General features: G+C 58.8%; 15 protein-coding genes, 1 tRNA gene and 2 pseudogenes. 3 read left to right on the forward strand and 15 right to left on the reverse strand.

Going from position 1 to position 14,521, the window contains the following annotated elements:
• The 13 genes and pseudogenes from E4P82_RS02690 to E4P82_RS02750 all read right to left on the reverse strand — a co-directional run bounded on the left by E4P82_RS02690 (window position 1) and on the right by E4P82_RS02750 (window position 10,189).
• Window positions 1-499 (reverse strand): annotated as a pseudogene (locus E4P82_RS02690) (NADH-quinone oxidoreductase subunit NuoE family protein).
• On the reverse strand, window positions 499-1,758 hold the full coding sequence (locus E4P82_RS02695; RefSeq protein ID WP_169247456.1) for an NADH-quinone oxidoreductase subunit D: 1,260 nt from the start codon (window positions 1,756-1,758) through the stop codon (window positions 499-501). The pseudogene E4P82_RS02690 and the gene E4P82_RS02695 overlap by 1 nt, the downstream one beginning before the upstream one ends.
• A gap of 12 nt (window positions 1,759-1,770) precedes the next feature.
• Window positions 1,771-2,484 (reverse strand): NADH-quinone oxidoreductase subunit C, encoded by a 714-nt coding sequence (locus E4P82_RS02700; RefSeq protein ID WP_169247457.1) that lies wholly within the window; start codon window positions 2,482-2,484, stop codon window positions 1,771-1,773.
• 11 nt (window positions 2,485-2,495) lie between these two features.
• Window positions 2,496-2,972 carry a NuoB/complex I 20 kDa subunit family protein gene (locus E4P82_RS02705; protein WP_169247458.1) on the reverse strand — a complete coding sequence of 159 codons (477 nt, stop codon included), beginning with the start codon at window positions 2,970-2,972 and terminating at the stop codon, window positions 2,496-2,498.
• A pseudogene (locus E4P82_RS02710) lies at window positions 2,963-3,320 on the reverse strand (NADH-quinone oxidoreductase subunit A). Before E4P82_RS02710 ends, E4P82_RS02705 begins: the two are co-directional and overlap by 10 nt.
• Before the next feature lie 301 nt (window positions 3,321-3,621).
• Window positions 3,622-3,706: transfer RNA gene (locus E4P82_RS02715), tRNA-Leu, on the reverse strand.
• Between the two features lie 12 nt (window positions 3,707-3,718).
• Window positions 3,719-4,066: a preprotein translocase subunit SecG gene (secG, locus tag E4P82_RS02720; protein WP_169247459.1), complete on the reverse strand. Its 348-nt coding sequence runs from the start codon at window positions 4,064-4,066 to the stop codon at window positions 3,719-3,721.
• A 9-nt stretch (window positions 4,067-4,075) separates the two neighbouring features.
• Window positions 4,076-4,828 carry a triose-phosphate isomerase gene (gene tpiA / locus E4P82_RS02725; RefSeq protein ID WP_169247460.1) on the reverse strand — a complete coding sequence of 251 codons (753 nt, stop codon included), beginning with the start codon at window positions 4,826-4,828 and terminating at the stop codon, window positions 4,076-4,078.
• A 62-nt stretch (window positions 4,829-4,890) separates the two neighbouring features.
• Window positions 4,891-6,228, reverse strand: coding sequence for a phosphoglucosamine mutase (gene glmM, locus E4P82_RS02730; protein WP_169247461.1), 1,338 nt, complete (start codon window positions 6,226-6,228; stop codon window positions 4,891-4,893).
• A gap of 96 nt (window positions 6,229-6,324) precedes the next feature.
• On the reverse strand, window positions 6,325-7,155 hold the full coding sequence (gene folP / locus E4P82_RS02735) for a dihydropteroate synthase (protein ID WP_169247462.1): 831 nt from the start codon (window positions 7,153-7,155) through the stop codon (window positions 6,325-6,327).
• 110 nt (window positions 7,156-7,265) lie between these two features.
• Window positions 7,266-9,191 (reverse strand): ATP-dependent zinc metalloprotease FtsH, encoded by a 1,926-nt coding sequence (gene ftsH / locus E4P82_RS02740; protein WP_169247463.1) that lies wholly within the window; start codon window positions 9,189-9,191, stop codon window positions 7,266-7,268.
• 118 nt (window positions 9,192-9,309) lie between these two features.
• Window positions 9,310-9,930: a 23S rRNA (uridine(2552)-2'-O)-methyltransferase RlmE gene (gene rlmE, locus E4P82_RS02745; RefSeq protein WP_169247464.1), complete on the reverse strand. Its 621-nt coding sequence runs from the start codon at window positions 9,928-9,930 to the stop codon at window positions 9,310-9,312.
• Window positions 9,917-10,189 carry a hypothetical protein gene (locus E4P82_RS02750; protein WP_169247465.1) on the reverse strand — a complete coding sequence of 91 codons (273 nt, stop codon included), beginning with the start codon at window positions 10,187-10,189 and terminating at the stop codon, window positions 9,917-9,919. Before E4P82_RS02750 ends, rlmE begins: the two co-directional genes overlap by 14 nt.
• Between E4P82_RS02750 and yhbY the strand changes: the two genes are divergently transcribed.
• Both yhbY and E4P82_RS02760 read left to right on the forward strand, forming a co-directional pair.
• Window positions 10,188-10,499 carry a ribosome assembly RNA-binding protein YhbY gene (gene yhbY, locus E4P82_RS02755; RefSeq protein WP_169247466.1) on the forward strand — a complete coding sequence of 104 codons (312 nt, stop codon included), beginning with the start codon at window positions 10,188-10,190 and terminating at the stop codon, window positions 10,497-10,499. The two genes, E4P82_RS02750 and yhbY, sit on opposite strands and share 2 nt — an antisense overlap.
• A 652-nt stretch (window positions 10,500-11,151) precedes the next feature.
• Entirely contained in the window at window positions 11,152-12,057 is a 906-nt protein-coding gene (locus E4P82_RS02760) for a transposase (RefSeq protein WP_169247467.1), read from the forward strand.
• A 197-nt stretch (window positions 12,058-12,254) separates the two neighbouring features.
• On the opposite strand, the gene E4P82_RS02765 is transcribed toward E4P82_RS02760, so the two are convergent.
• Window positions 12,255-12,854 (reverse strand): GGDEF domain-containing protein, encoded by a 600-nt coding sequence (locus tag E4P82_RS02765; RefSeq protein ID WP_246327323.1) that lies wholly within the window; start codon window positions 12,852-12,854, stop codon window positions 12,255-12,257.
• Window positions 12,755-13,846, reverse strand: a complete 1,092-nt coding sequence (locus tag E4P82_RS02770) for a PAS domain-containing protein (protein ID WP_169247468.1) — start codon at window positions 13,844-13,846, stop codon at window positions 12,755-12,757. Before E4P82_RS02770 ends, E4P82_RS02765 begins: the two co-directional genes overlap by 100 nt.
• Here E4P82_RS02770 and E4P82_RS02775 point away from each other — a divergent pair.
• Window positions 13,794-14,324, forward strand: coding sequence for a hypothetical protein (locus E4P82_RS02775; RefSeq protein ID WP_169247469.1), 531 nt, complete (start codon window positions 13,794-13,796; stop codon window positions 14,322-14,324). The genes E4P82_RS02770 and E4P82_RS02775 overlap by 53 nt on opposite strands.
• Window positions 14,325-14,521 lie beyond the last annotated feature (197 nt).

The raw sequence follows: 14,521 nt of genomic DNA on the forward strand, positions 1-14,521 counted from the left end.
TCACTCCAGGCTATCAAGTACCTGATCCACTTTCTCGGGGGTCAGGTGCTCGTAATAAACGTGATCGACCTGCATCATCGGCGCCCCACAGCATGCCGCCAGACATTCTTCTTCCCGCTTCAGAAAAAAACTTGCCATCCGTCGTGCTTTCGCCCAGTCGAATACCTAGTTTCTTCTCGATATGCGCCAGGATGGCATCGCCCCCACGCAACATACAGGAAATATTGGTGCAAACCGAAATGCTGTGTCGACCAACTGGTTTCAATTCGAACATCGAATAAAAGGTCGCCACCTCATAGACGGCGATCGGCGGCATCTCCAGATATTCGGCCACCGCATCCATCAATTCAGTGGTGAGATAGCCGCCATTCTCGTGCTGGACCTCGCGCAGAGCCGCCAATACGGCGGACTGTTTCCGATCGGCGGGATAGCGGGTAACCCATTCATCGATTTCCGCGCGGGCATGAGCGGACAACAAATCACTCTTAGGTGCGCTCATCAGCGGTCGACCTCCCCAAACACGATATCCTGGGTACCAATGACGGCGACGACGTCGGCCAGCATGTGGCCGCGAGTCATCTCATCCATGGAGGACAAATGGGCGAAACCCGCCGCCCGAACCTTGAGCCGGTAAGGCTTGTTGGCGCCGTCGGAAATCAGGTAGACCCCATACTCGCCCTTGGGATGCTCGGTCGCCACGTAAACCTCGCCCTCGGGCACGCAGTAGCCTTCGGTGAAGAGTTTGAAATGATGAATCAGCGCCTCCATATCCTCTTTCATCTTCTCCCGTGGTGGTGGCGCGACCTTGTGGTCATCCAATATCACCGGACCGGGGTTTTCCTTCAGCCATTGCATGCACTGTTTGATGATGCGATTGGATTGGCGCATCTCCTCGACCCGCACCAGATAGCGATCATAGCAGTCGCCGTTGACGCCAACCGGAATGTCGAAATCCATCTGATCGTAGACGTCGTAAGGCTGCTTCTTACGCAAATCCCAAGCGATGCCGGACCCCCGAAGCATGGGACCGGAAAAACCCAGTTGCAAGGCACGTTCGGGAGTCACCACGCCGATACCGACCGTCCGCTGCTTCCAGATGCGGTTGTCGGTCAGCAGGGTTTCATACTCGTCCACACGACCGGGAAAACGCTCGGTAAAGGCTTCGATGAAATCCAGTAATGATCCTTGGCGTGTGGCGTTCCGCGCATCCACATCTTTCTTGCTGTGGCACTTGGAATGCTCGTACTCGTACTTGGGTATCGCATTCGGCAGATCGCGATAAACACCACCGGGCCGGAAATAGGTTGCGTGAAACCGCGCCCCGGATACCGCTTCGTAGCAATCCAGCAAATCTTCCCGCTCGCGGAAAGCGTAAATGAACATGGTCATGGCACCGATATCCAGACCATGCGCGCCGATCCACAACAAGTGATTGAGAATTCGCGTTATTTCCGCGTACATGACCCGAATATATTGGGCTCGCGGCGGTGGCTGGATACCCAACAGCTTTTCGACGGCCAGTACGTAACCATGCTCGTTGCTCATCGCCGACATGTAGTCGAGCCGATCCATGTAACCAATGCTCTGGTTGAACGGCTTGCTCTCCGCCAGCTTTTCGGTCCCGCGATGCAACAGGCCGATATGCGGATCGGCGCGCTGCACTACTTCGCCATCCATCTCCAGCACTAGGCGCAGCACGCCATGGGCGGCCGGATGCTGCGGCCCAAAGTTCAAAGTGTAATTGCGAATCTCAGGCATCAGCGGTTTTCCTCAGTGAGACTCGGACAGATAACGGCTGTCATTGCGAATGACGCGGGGCACCAACACGCGCGGTTCGATGCTGACCGGTTCGTACACCACGCGACCGCGTTCGGGGTCGTAGCGCATTTCGACGTGACCGATCAATGGGAAATCCTTGCGGAACGGATGACCGATAAACCCGTAATCGGTCAGAATGCGCCGCAGGTCCGGGTGACCTTCGAACACGATGCCGTACAGATCGAACGCCTCGCGCTCGTACCAGTTGGCCGACGCCCACAACGCCACCACCGAGGGTACCACTGGCAGTTCGTCATCCGGCGCGAATACGCGTGCGCGTAGCCGCTGGTTGCGCGACACCGACAGCAGTTGGTAGACGGCGGCAAAGCGCCCCTTGCCGGAGAACCGGCGATCGGCAACGACGTGCTGGATGGCTGCGGCGGCACGCCCGGTCGCCCGTTCGACCACCCCACGGCTAAAACCTTTATTGGAGGATTCGCCGGTCGCCCATTCCACGGCACCGTAAGCCTGATAGTCGACACCGCAAATATCCATGACCTGCTCGAACACAAAATCCGGTTCGTCGCGTAGCGCGGTAAACACTTCGATCAGCCTTTCTGGCGGAACTTCGATGGTCACTTCCCCATTATCCAGTTTACATTCCAACAGAATGTCGCCAAACCGGGCTTGGAGTTTTTCCACGAGATTTTGGAGAGCGTCGGCCATGGGGCATTATCTCAACGGGCTATGGTATTGGTGCGTCGTATTTTATCGTGTAATTGCAGGATTCCGTACAACAACGCCTCCGCCGTCGGCGGACAGCCAGGCACGTAAACGTCCACCGGCACGATACGATCACAACCGCGCACCACGGAATAGGAATAGTGATAATAGCCACCTCCATTGGCGCAAGATCCCATGGAGATCACCCAGCGAGGCTCGGCCATCTGATCGTAAACCTTACGCAAGGCCGGCCCCATTTTGTTGCACAGGGTACCGGCGACGATCATCACATCGGATTGGCGAGGACTGGGCCGGAACACAATGCCGAATCGGTCCAGATCGTAGCGAGACGCGCCAGCGTGCATCATCTCCACCGCGCAGCAAGCCAAACCGAAGGTCATCGGCCACATCGAACCCGTGCGTGCCCAGTTGATCAGTTTGTCGGCCGTGGTGGTCACCACGCCTTTTTCAAGAATACCTTCTATTCCCATTCCAAGGCTCCTTTTTTCCACTCATAAATGAAACCGATCACCAGGATGCCGAGAAAAACTGTCATCGCCGCAAAACCGAACAAGCCGATTTTGTCGAGCACGACCGCCCAAGGAAACAGAAACGCAATTTCCAGATCGAAGATAATGAAAAGAATTGCCACCAGATAATAGCGGACATCGAATTTCATCCGGCTATCTTCGAACGATTCAAAACCACACTCGTAGGCAGACGATTTTTCGCTATCGGGGCGACGTGGTCCGAGGAAAAAAACCGAGGCTGATGGCAATCGTGGCGATTGCAATGGCGATGACGACGAAAATCAGGACTGGGAGATAATTGGACAACATCAGGATCGCACCTTCGACATGGCGGGCCGGAAGAAAGCGCTGCGGCAGCTAGTTAGGGTTTTGGATCGGCGACGAAGGTTCCGACAAGCTCAGCGGTACGGTTCCGGAATATTTCGTGGGCGCTATACGCAAGACAGTCGAGGCGTGTCGCTTATTGTAGTTAAAACGCCGCATGACTCATAAACCTCATGGTGATGGCCGCACTTCATTCCCTAGCGTGAGCCAATAAACAACATCAAGGTGTCCAGAAATATCGAAAGTATCTTGGCTGCGGTCCTAAGATACTTTCGCCCTGTAATTTTGGTACCGATGGCCGGACTCGAACCGGCACGGCTTGCGCCACTACCCCCTCAAGATAGCGTGTCTACCAGTTCCACCACATCGGCACGAGCAAGTCGTTATTTTCGCGGCAACTGAGGCACATCCGCAGGACCGCCGCCCACATCGGACCGTGGCTGTGGGGCCTTGGCTTCCTCAACCTGCAACCGTTCGACGACGCTCTTGGGGACACTGGTCTGCGTGGCAAAGTAAGCCAGTGTCAGGCTGGTCAGAAAGAACACGGTCGCCAACACGGAGGTCGTCCGACTCAGAAAGGACGCGGCACCGCGCGCCCCAAACATCGTCGCGGACGACCCACTACCGAACGCCGCGCCGGCATCGGCGCCCTTGCCCTGTTGTAGCAGCACCAAGGCGACCAAGGCGACGGCGGCGATGATGTGCGCGACGAGAATCAGAGTGTGCAGCATGGCGGCAGTTTAACAGCCTGCCTTGGCAATCGCCAGAAACTCCTTGGCTTCGAGCGAAGCGCCGCCGATCAAACCTCCGTCGATGTCCGGCATGGCCAGCAGCTCCGCAGCATTGGCGGCTTTCATGCTGCCGCCGTACAGAATGCAGACCTGGCTCGCCAGCGCCGAATCCAGTTGCGCCAACTTGGCGCGAATGAAGGCATGGACCTCCTGAGCCTGTCCGGCGGTGGCGGTCCGACCGGTACCGATCGCCCATACCGGCTCGTAGGCAATCACCGCATCGGCAAAACCACTGATGCCTTCCAGATCCAACACCGCCTTGATTTGCCGTTCGACCACCGCCTCGGTCACCCCCTGCTCGCGTTCCTGCAGAGTCTCTCCGACGCAGAGGATGGGCTTGAGTCCAATCTTGCGGGCGGTGGCAAACTTCCGCGCGACGATCTCGTCGGTTTCGCCGTACAGGGTGCGCCGCTCCGAGTGACCGACGATGACGTAGTCGCAATGAAAATCCTGCAACATCGAACCCGCCACCTCTCCGGTGTGCGCCCCCGAAGCATGCTCGGACAGATTCTGCGCGCCCCAGCCGACCGAGGAGTCAGACAACTGCTGCTCGACCAGCCCCAAATACACGAATGACGGAAACACCGCCAGTTCGACGGCCGCAACCTCGGCGGCGCCTTCACGAATGCCTTGCAGCAACTCGCGAATGCTGTTGGCCGAGCCATTCATTTTCCAGTTTCCAGCCACGAACTTACGGCGCATATCGCTATCTCTCCCACTTTGAAAATCCTAAAGAGTTTACGTTTTTTGCCCTCGAAAATCAATCACACCGACAATGCGTCCCGCACCACGTCGGCCAATTCGCGGGCGTGGCGTTCGACGATTCCAGCATCCATGCCCTCAACCATCACCCGAACCACCGGCTCGGTTCCGGAGGACCGCAGCAGTACTCGGCCGTTGTCACCCAACTGATTCTCGACGGCCCGGACCGCTTCCTGGATCGATGCTCGCTGCAAATCCACGCGCCCGGCAACCGACACATTGATCAGCGTTTGCGGGCACTTGCTCATGCCGGCCTTGAGATCGTGCAGACTCTTGCCGGAACGCAGCATCGCCGACAAAACTTGCAGCGCGGAGATGATGCCATCGCCGGTCGTGGTCCGATCCAGACAGATGATGTGGCCGGAGCTTTCGCCTCCCAAAATCAAATTCTCAGCCAGCAGGCATTCCATCACATAACGATCTCCAACCCGGGCGCGGCGCAGTTCGAGCCCCAGAGCCCGCAGCGCCACCTCAAGACCCAAATTGGTCATCAATGTGCCGACCACGGCGTTGAATCGGGCACCGATGCGTAAACGGTCGCGAGCGATGATGAACAGCAGTTCGTCGCCATCCAAAATTTCACCGCGATGATCCACCATGATCACACGGTCGCCATCTCCGTCAAAGGCGATGCCCAGATCGGCGCCCTGCTCCTTCACCGTCGCGCAGAGCGCCGCCGGCTTGGTGGAGCCGCAGTCCAGATTGATGTTGAGCCCGTCGGGAGCGACACCCAGGGGAATCACGGTCGCGCCCATTTCCTCAAAGACGCTCGGAGCGATATGGTAGGTCGCGCCGTGCGCGCAATCCACCACCAGCCTGATACCCGCCAGACTGGTATAGGCGGGAATCGTGCTCTTGCAGAACTCGATGTAGCGGCCGGCGGCATCGACGATGCGTTCGGCCTTGCCCAGGGCATCGGGTTCGGCGGTTTCCAGCGGTTGCGCCAGCAACTCCTCAATCCGCTCCTCGACCGCATCGGGCAATTTTTGTCCGTCGCGGGAGAAAAACTTGATGCCATTGTCATAGTAGGGGTTGTGTGAGGCACTGACCACGATGCCCGCGCAGGCGTGCAGGGTGCGGGTCAGATAGGCGATACCTGGCGTGGGCATCGGACCCAGCAGAGCGATATTGACCCCAGCCGCCGACAGCCCCGCCTCCAGCGCCGATTCGAACATGTACCCGGAAATACGCGTATCCTTGCCGACGACGACCTTGTTGAAACCTTTGGTCTGGAGCACTCGCCCGACCGCCCAGCCCAGCTTCAACACGAACTCCGCCGTAATCGGATATTCGCCGACCCGTCCCCGAATACCGTCCGTACCAAAGTAACTCTTCTCCATGCGATTTCCTCTAAAATCAGCAACATTAAACTATTGTAGCGATGAGCATGGGCAAGGCGCACATCGCTGGGCGGTCGGCGGAAACCGCTTCGCCCTCTAGTCGACCGCCAGCACGGCGGCACAGATGCGCAAGGCTTGGACCGTCTCCCGAACATCGTGAGCACGAACGACACGAGCTCCCCGCCAAACGGCGATCGTCGCTGCCGCCAGACTGCCAACCAGCCGCTCGCCCACAGGCACATCCAGCAACGCGCCGATCATGCTCTTACGCGAGATGCCGACCAGCACGCTGGCCGCCAGGTCGGTAAACCGATCAAGGTGGCGAAGCAGTTGTAGGTTGTGCGCCAAAGTCTTGCCGAAACCGAAACCGGGATCGACCAAAATCCGCTCGCGGGCAATGCCGGCCGCTTCGCAGGCACCAACCCGTGCTGCTAAATAATCGCGGACCTCGGCGACCACATCAGCGTAAACAGGCCCTCGTTGCATGGTGATGGGTTCACCCCGCAGGTGCATCAGACAGACCGGCAGGCCACTGGCCACTGCCGCCGCCAGCGCTCCAGGCATCTGTAGTGCTCGCACGTCGTTGATCAAGCCAGCGCCGGCTCGCGCCAGCTCGCGCATAAGTTCAGGTTTGCTGGTGTCCACCGAAATCGGCACGGGCAACTCGCGCGCCAGCCGTTCCACCACCGGCAGCACCCGATCCAGCTCTTCCTGTACCGATACCGGCGCCGCGCCCGGCCGGGTGGACTCCCCGCCGACATCGACCAGCGCCGCGCCCTGCGCCACCATGATTTCCGCGCGACGCAACGCTGCATCCAGCTGCAAATAGTGCCCGCCGTCGGAAAACGAATCGGGGGTGACGTTGAGCACCCCCATCACGGCCGGCTGGCTCAGATCAAGCGTCTTTCCCGCGCAATTTATTAGCATGGTTGACACACTCCCACAAAAAAAACCCTCTTCCGTTAGCGAAAGAGGGTTTTCTCCACAAAGAGCCCTGCTCCCGTTGGGGAGAAGGGCAAAAAGAACCAGCGGAAAACTCAATGCTGCTGGGCAGGTCCGCCAATCGGCTTTTCGCCTCGCCGATCCTTGTCCAGACTCACCGACGAACCGGTGCTGGGCGGGTCCGAATCGGCATTCGAATCCGTCGGCTCGCGCGGCGGCCGACCAGCCATGATGTCGTCGATCTGCTCGGAATCGATGGTCTCGAACTTGATCAACGCCTCGGCCATGGTGTGCAGCTTGTCGAGATTATCGCGTAACAACTGTTCGGCACGCCGGTAATTGCAGTCGATGATCGAGCGAATTTCCTCGTCGATGACATGGGCGGTTTCATCAGATACGTTCTTATGCCGGGTCACCGACCGTCCCAGAAACACCTCGCCATCGTCTTCGCTGTAGGTCAGCGGTCCCAGCCGTTCAGACAATCCCCACTTGGTCACCATATTGCGGGCGATGTCGGTGGAGCGTTCGATGTCGTTCTGCGCGCCGGTGGTGACGAAATCCGCTCCGAAAACGATGGCCTCGGCGATCCGCCCACCGAACAGGCTGGAAATCTGGCTTTCCAGCCGCTGCTTGCTGAAGCTGTAACGGTCGCCCTCCGGCAAAAACATGGTCACGCCCAACGCCCGGCCGCGCGGGATGATGCTGACCTTGTATACCGGGTCATGCGCCGGCACCAGTCGTCCAACGATGGCATGGCCGGCCTCGTGATAGGCCGTGAGCTTCTTTTCCTCCTCGCTCATCACCATCGACTTGCGCTCAGCGCCCATCATGATCTTGTCCTTGGCCTTCTCGAAATCCTCCATGTCCACATCGCGCTTGTTGGCGCGAGCGGCGAACAGCGCCGCCTCATTCACCAGATTGGCCAAGTCCGCTCCGGAAAAACCGGGAGTGCCACGAGCGATAACCACCGGTTTGACATTGTCGGACAGCGGCACCTTGCGCATGTGGACCTTAAGAATCTGCTCGCGGCCCCGCACGTCGGGCAACGGGACCACCACCTGCCGATCAAATCGGCCAGGACGCAGCAGTGCCGGATCGAGCACATCGGGACGATTGGTGGCGGCGATGACGATGATGCCTTCGTTACCCTCGAAGCCATCCATTTCCACCAGCAACTGGTTCAGGGTTTGCTCGCGCTCGTCGTGACCGCCACCCAGACCGGCGCCGCGATGCCGGCCCACGGCGTCGATTTCGTCGATGAAGATAATGCAGGGCGCGTGCTTCTTGGCTTGTTCGAACATATCGCGCACCCTGGATGCGCCGACGCCGACGAACATTTCCACGAAGTCCGAACCGGAGATGGAGAAGAACGGTACCTTGGCCTCGCCAGCGATGGCCTTGGCCAGCAGCGTCTTGCCGGTGCCGGGCGAACCGACCATCAGCACCCCGCGCGGAATCTTGCCGCCAAGTTTCTGGAATTTGCCAGGATCACGCAGGAATTCCACCAATTCGGCGACTTCTTCCTTGGCCTCGTCCACGCCAGCGACATCCGAGAACGTGACCTTGATCTGATCCTCGCTCATCATCCGGGCACGCGACTTACCGAACGACATCGCCCCTCGGCCAGCACCACCCCCCTGCATCTGCCGCAGGAAGAACACCCAGATCCCGATCAATAACAACATCGGGAACCAGGAGATGAAGATCTGCATCAACAGCCCCTGTTTCTCCGGTGGTTGCCCCTCGATATCGACACCGTGCTTGAGCAGCTCGCCGATCATGGCGCTGTTATCAGTTTCCGGGCTATATGTGGTGAAGCGCTCGCCACCACCAGTCCGACCCTGAATGGCGCGCCCGTCGATCATCACCTGCGCAATTCGCCCTTCCTTGGCTTCCTGCAGGAACTGCGAGTAAGACATTTGGGCGGATGGCGCCACCTTCGGACCAAAACTATTGAAGACGGACATCAGCACCACCGCGATGACCACCCACAGAAGGATGTTTTTTACCATGTCATTCAAGGTGCGCACCTCAACGCTGCAAAAGCGCTTGTAATCTTGATACTGGAAAGAGAGATTGCTCGCTTCTCCCGAGCTTAAGAGCTTAACGGGTTAAAAAAATACCAGATTTTAGACTCGCTCACCCACGATAGTTCCTAGCCAGCCAGTACCGTTCGGCACTGCGGGCGCGTGACGCTTTGGGCTTGCGGGGCAAAACAGCGGCAAACGCGGCACGCAGTTCCCCAAGAAACGGATCGATACCTTCGCCCTGAAACGCCTTGACCAGGAAATCTCCGCCAGGCCGCAAACATTGTCGGGCAAAATCCAGCGCCAGCTCAGCCAAGTACATGCCGCGCGGCTGATCCACCGCCTTGATGCCTGTGGTATTGGGGGCCATATCGGATATTACAAGGTCCACGGGCCGGCCGTTCAGCACATTCAACAATCCTTCCAGCACCGCTGTCTCGCGGAAATCGCCCTGGATGCATTCCACGCCAGCCAGCGGCTCGATCGGCAGTACATCCAACGCGATCACCACGCCCCGAGGACCAACCAGCCGCGCCGCTAGCTGCGACCAGCCTCCGGGTGCCGCGCCCAGATCCACGACTGTGGCGCCAGGCCGCAAAAACCGGTCTTTTTCCTGTATTTCCAGCAGCTTGTAGACCGCACGGGAACGGTAACCTTCCGCTTGGGCACGGCGCACGTATTCATCGGTGAAATGCTCCCTTAGCCAGCGGGTGCTGCTCTTACTGCGGGCCATCCTGATTTCGTTCCCTTTCGTGGTTGAATTGGGCCATGATCCGGTGGACCCGGATGACGATCCAAAGCATGCCCAACAACCCATAGCTCAGCAGCAGCAACAATTGCAGGGACAGGCTTTCAAGCGCCCGCCCCTGCACCAGCAGCAGCAACACACCGATCGCCAGGATAATCCCTAGATCCAGCTTCACCTCGTTCAAAGGGCTCGGGGCTACCGTCAAACCCTTGCCGCCAGTTACACTGTCGAAATCTTTCGCCATGTCCGATTATCCCGTGCCCATCCTGACCAACCCGCAAAAGCGTCATCTCAAAGCCTTGGCCCATCACCGCAAGCCGGTTGTGATCATCGGCGACAACGGCATCACACCGGCGGTCATCCATGAAATCCTGCTGGCTCTCGACCATCACGAACTGATCAAAATCCGAGTTAATGCCGAAGATCGCCAAGCGCGGGAAGCGATGATCGCGGAGATTTGCGCGGCGACCGACGCGGCACTGATCCAGCGGATCGGACATATTGCCACGCTGTTCCGCCAAAATCATGAAAGCCCATGCATCGAACTACCGTGAACCATCGAAGGATTGTCAACGGTTCAGCGGCGTGGCGTCAATTGCGGATCGTGCGTTTTTACGCGCTGGCTCGAGCGAACCGCCGAACCATTCAGGGCTTACGAGCAAGAACCGCTCTTTTTGCTCGCCGCCGCCATCGGCCCGCGCCCTGCCCCGTTGGCTTCGCCAAGCTGAAGCATCTTGCTAATCAGGATGGCAAATACTGAATGATGCATTGCTACCGGAACCAATGGAGCGTGCGGGCACGGTGGGGAGGGACCCGGGCTTACAAGTGTAGGTTTTTCCAGAAAGAGCAAGCGAGACATAAAGTTGCGATAAAATAGCTGATAGGGAAATCGCCTGATTACCGGAGGAACCGTCATGCCTCGCGCCCCCGAACTGGAGCAATGGCGCACCGAAATTGCCAAACACTTTCCCCATCTCAGCCAGCCAATGGTGATGGGATTGGCTCTGTGGAGTTTGGGCATGATCCTTGTGCGCTCCTGTAGTTTGACGGCGATCACCGACTGGTGGTCGTGCCGACTCGGTCAGCCCTCCCACACCGTGCGGGAACGCTTACGCGATACCTATCGCGAAGCGGAGGCGAAAGCCGGGGGGGCATCGGGCCGAGCTCGACCTGAGTGCCTGTTGGGCGCCGTGGTGCACTTGGGTCTTGGGCGGGTGGTCCGGCACCCAACTGGCCGTGGCTTTGGATGCGACCACCCTGGGCCAACGCTTTGTGCTCTTGGTCATCAGTGTGGTTTATCGGGGGTGTGCCGTGCCGCTCATCTGGAAGGTTTTGCCGGCGGGCGGCAAACACCCGTGGAAGCCGGAGTGGCTGGCGTTGTTACAGGCTTTGCGCGGGCGGGTTTCACCGACTTGGACGGTCATCGTCCTCGCCGACCGGGGGTTGCATGCGAAGTGGTTGTTCGAGACCCTCTTTCAGATGGGATGGCATCCGATGCTTCGGGTCAATGTCGGCGGTTCGTTTCGCCCCGAAGGGTGGTATCACTGGGTGCCGTTTCGCCAGTTAGTCCTGGCGGTCGGTGATCGCTGGCAAGGCTCCGGGACCGCCTTTACCCACCCCAAGACACGCTTGAACTGTACGCTGTTAGGCTGCTGGGAGGCCGGTCACGACGCCCCATGGCTGATCTTAACCAACATTCCGCCACAAGCGGCCGAGGCGTGTTGGTACGGGTTGCGCGCATGGATTGAGCAAGGCTTCAAAAAGATCAAGGGCGGCGGGTGGCAATGGCAGTATACGCGGATGACCGACCCGAACCGGGCGAAACGCCTGTGGTTGGCGATCGCCATCGCGACGTGGTGGTTGCTCTCCATCGGCGGTGAGGCCGAAGCGGCCCTCCCGAGCGCAACGTTTCCGCCCGTGCCCGGTTCGCCTCGACAGCAAGGTCGACGCTGGCGGCTGGTGAGCGTCTTCCGGCATGGTTGGTCGCTCATTATGGCGGCACTCTTCAAGCATCAAGCTCTGCCCACCGGCCATGGCCGCCCTGAACCATGGCCCACCTGCTCCACCGTCCCTCATGGCCCACCGTTGGCTATGTCCGTAGGAGAACCATGAAAAAACCTACACTTGTAAGAGGGACCCGGGGAGGCATGCGAAGAGTACGTAACGCTGTTCCGGCTTGTCGACATCATCAACGAGCGTTTCGGCTTGGCGGTTCGAAGGGAAACAGGGTTCTCCGTAAATCGCGATAGCGGCGCCAAATCGAACGAAGCCAGTCCTTGTGCCCATCGCTCCCATCGGCTCTTGCGTTTTCAGCCATCGTCCTGCAACGCATCTTCCAGCGGCTGCTCGAACAGCATTTTTTCTCCCGCGATCTGTTTCCTCCATACCACCGCTGGTGGCGAATATGGCGCTTCGGTCCGATCCACCGCCACGATTTCTGACCCAGGCATGGTCTCCACCGGCCACACGCACACCCGATTCCTACCGGCCCGTTTAGCCGCGTACATGGCGATATCGGCGTACTGGACCAAGGTTTCGGCTTCAACGGCGTGCTGAGGATACCAGGCCATGCCGATGCTGGCCGAAATCCGCGCCGGGCCTTGCGGCAGATCGAAAGGCTCGGACAAACTGGCCACCAGTTCGGTCGCCACCCCGACCACCGCCTCGGAATCGGTGACATCCGGCAGGATCAGGGCAAATTCATCGCCGCCTACTCGCGCCACGGTATCGCTGTCGCGCATGCGGTGGCATAACCGTCGGGCCACCGCGCGCAGCAGCGCATCGCCGGCGGCATGGCCCAGTCGGTCGTTCACGGCCTTGAAGCCGTCCAGATCGACCCACAATACGGCCACGCTCCGAGCCGTGCGCTTGGCGCGGAGCAACTCCTGTTCGAGCCGATCCCAATACAATGCGCGGTTAGGCAGCCCAGTGAGCGCGTCGCAATGCGCCAGCAACCACAACCGCTCGTCCTTTTCCCGACGCTCGGTGGCGTTGGCCAACACCAAAATCGCACCCTCCGCCGATCGATCGCGCCGCAACGATTGATCCAGTGAGCCGCGCACCACAGATCGGTGTCGTTGAGACGGAATTCCAGCCAGTGCGTTTCCTCGCTATGGCGATTGATCTGCCAAACAAACCCAAAGTAGTCGCGGTCGTTGGGATGCACGAACTCCAGCACATTCCGTCCCATGGCTTGCTCTAGCGTACAACCGCACAGGGTGCAGCCAATGGCGCTGATGTAGCGACAGCGCTCGCTGGCATCGAACTCCAGGATCCCGACCGGCGCTGCCCTCAGTAATACTTGCAGGTGTTGCTCCGTGGTCACCAGTTCGCGTTGTAAAGCTTCGTTGTAACTACGCAAACGTCCGAGCGCTTGGTTGCGGGCCTCCATTGCGCCACCCAGTAACAACCCGGTCAGGGCGATGGCGATCATGCCCATCTGGTATTGCAGTACTGCGTTGGGGTTGCCGTACAGCGCGACCAACAGCACCAGTCCGCCCTCCAGCACCACCGTCCCCAATACCGCGCCACGCAGGCCGCCGCGCAGCGCCACACCAGCCAGCGGCAACAGGAGAAACAACGGGGCGAACGGAAAATACTGCTCCAGATCGAAACCCCATAACATCCCCACCCACCCCAGCAGCGCGGCGCCCAACAGTGCCGCGCTCAACAGTAGGCTATCGATCAGACACGCGGAACATGGTCGCGCCAATACAACATAAGGAGCGCGTCGCTCGCGCCAGTGGCCTTGGCGTAGATACCGATCGAGCCCAGGCAACACCCACACCAGCAACAACGGCGCAAGGGTAATGATGGCGATGAAATTGCCGATCAGCCAGGACAGAAAAATGGCCTGGGCTTGGGTTTGGTCGAGCAGAGTCGGGACGGCACCAAAAGCCATCAGCGCGCTGACGATCAAGGAGGCGGAAAAAAAACAGGGCAAAATGGCTGGGCATGGCGAAATTTCGGATCTCGGGAACCCATCGCCGCAGTGGCAGAATGACGGCGGCACAAGCAAGGAGCGCAAGTATCTGTTGCCAATCCCAGAACCGGAACGGCTCATCACCCGCATCCAACAACCACGACAACACGCCATACGCCACGAGGGCAAGCAATTCCAACAGCACGCCGGCCCAACCAAACGCCAGCAGCAGAAAGAAACGCAACCCTGCCGGGGGAAACCACAGGTTGGCCACATCGGACCCAAACGAATCGAGCAGGGAAGAACCGGCAAAAGTTGCCGCCCACAAAGCAAGGTAAACGCTGCCAGCAAGCAAAACGCGCCCGCTTCCATTCAATGGTGGAAATGGTGCCCGGCTCGTGCTCGTTGGTTTTTTTGTCATATTCTTCAACCAATCGCCATCCTTGCCAAAAAATAGGCCGAATTGTGCTCGATTTGATTTTGTGATGGAAACACCATTAACAAAAATTGTCTCTTTAGACTACCAAAAAAAATCGTTAATGTTACACTCAACACGCGATAACCCCAAAGACACCAAAGTGCCTATTATTAGAGAATATTGTCTTATCAAAGAAACGTTCAACCGAGAATCTGTAGACGGCGCGCCGTGGATCC

This window comes from Candidatus Competibacter phosphatis (assembly GCF_012939995.1).
Lineage (GTDB): Bacteria > Pseudomonadota > Gammaproteobacteria > Competibacterales > Competibacteraceae > Competibacter > Competibacter phosphatis.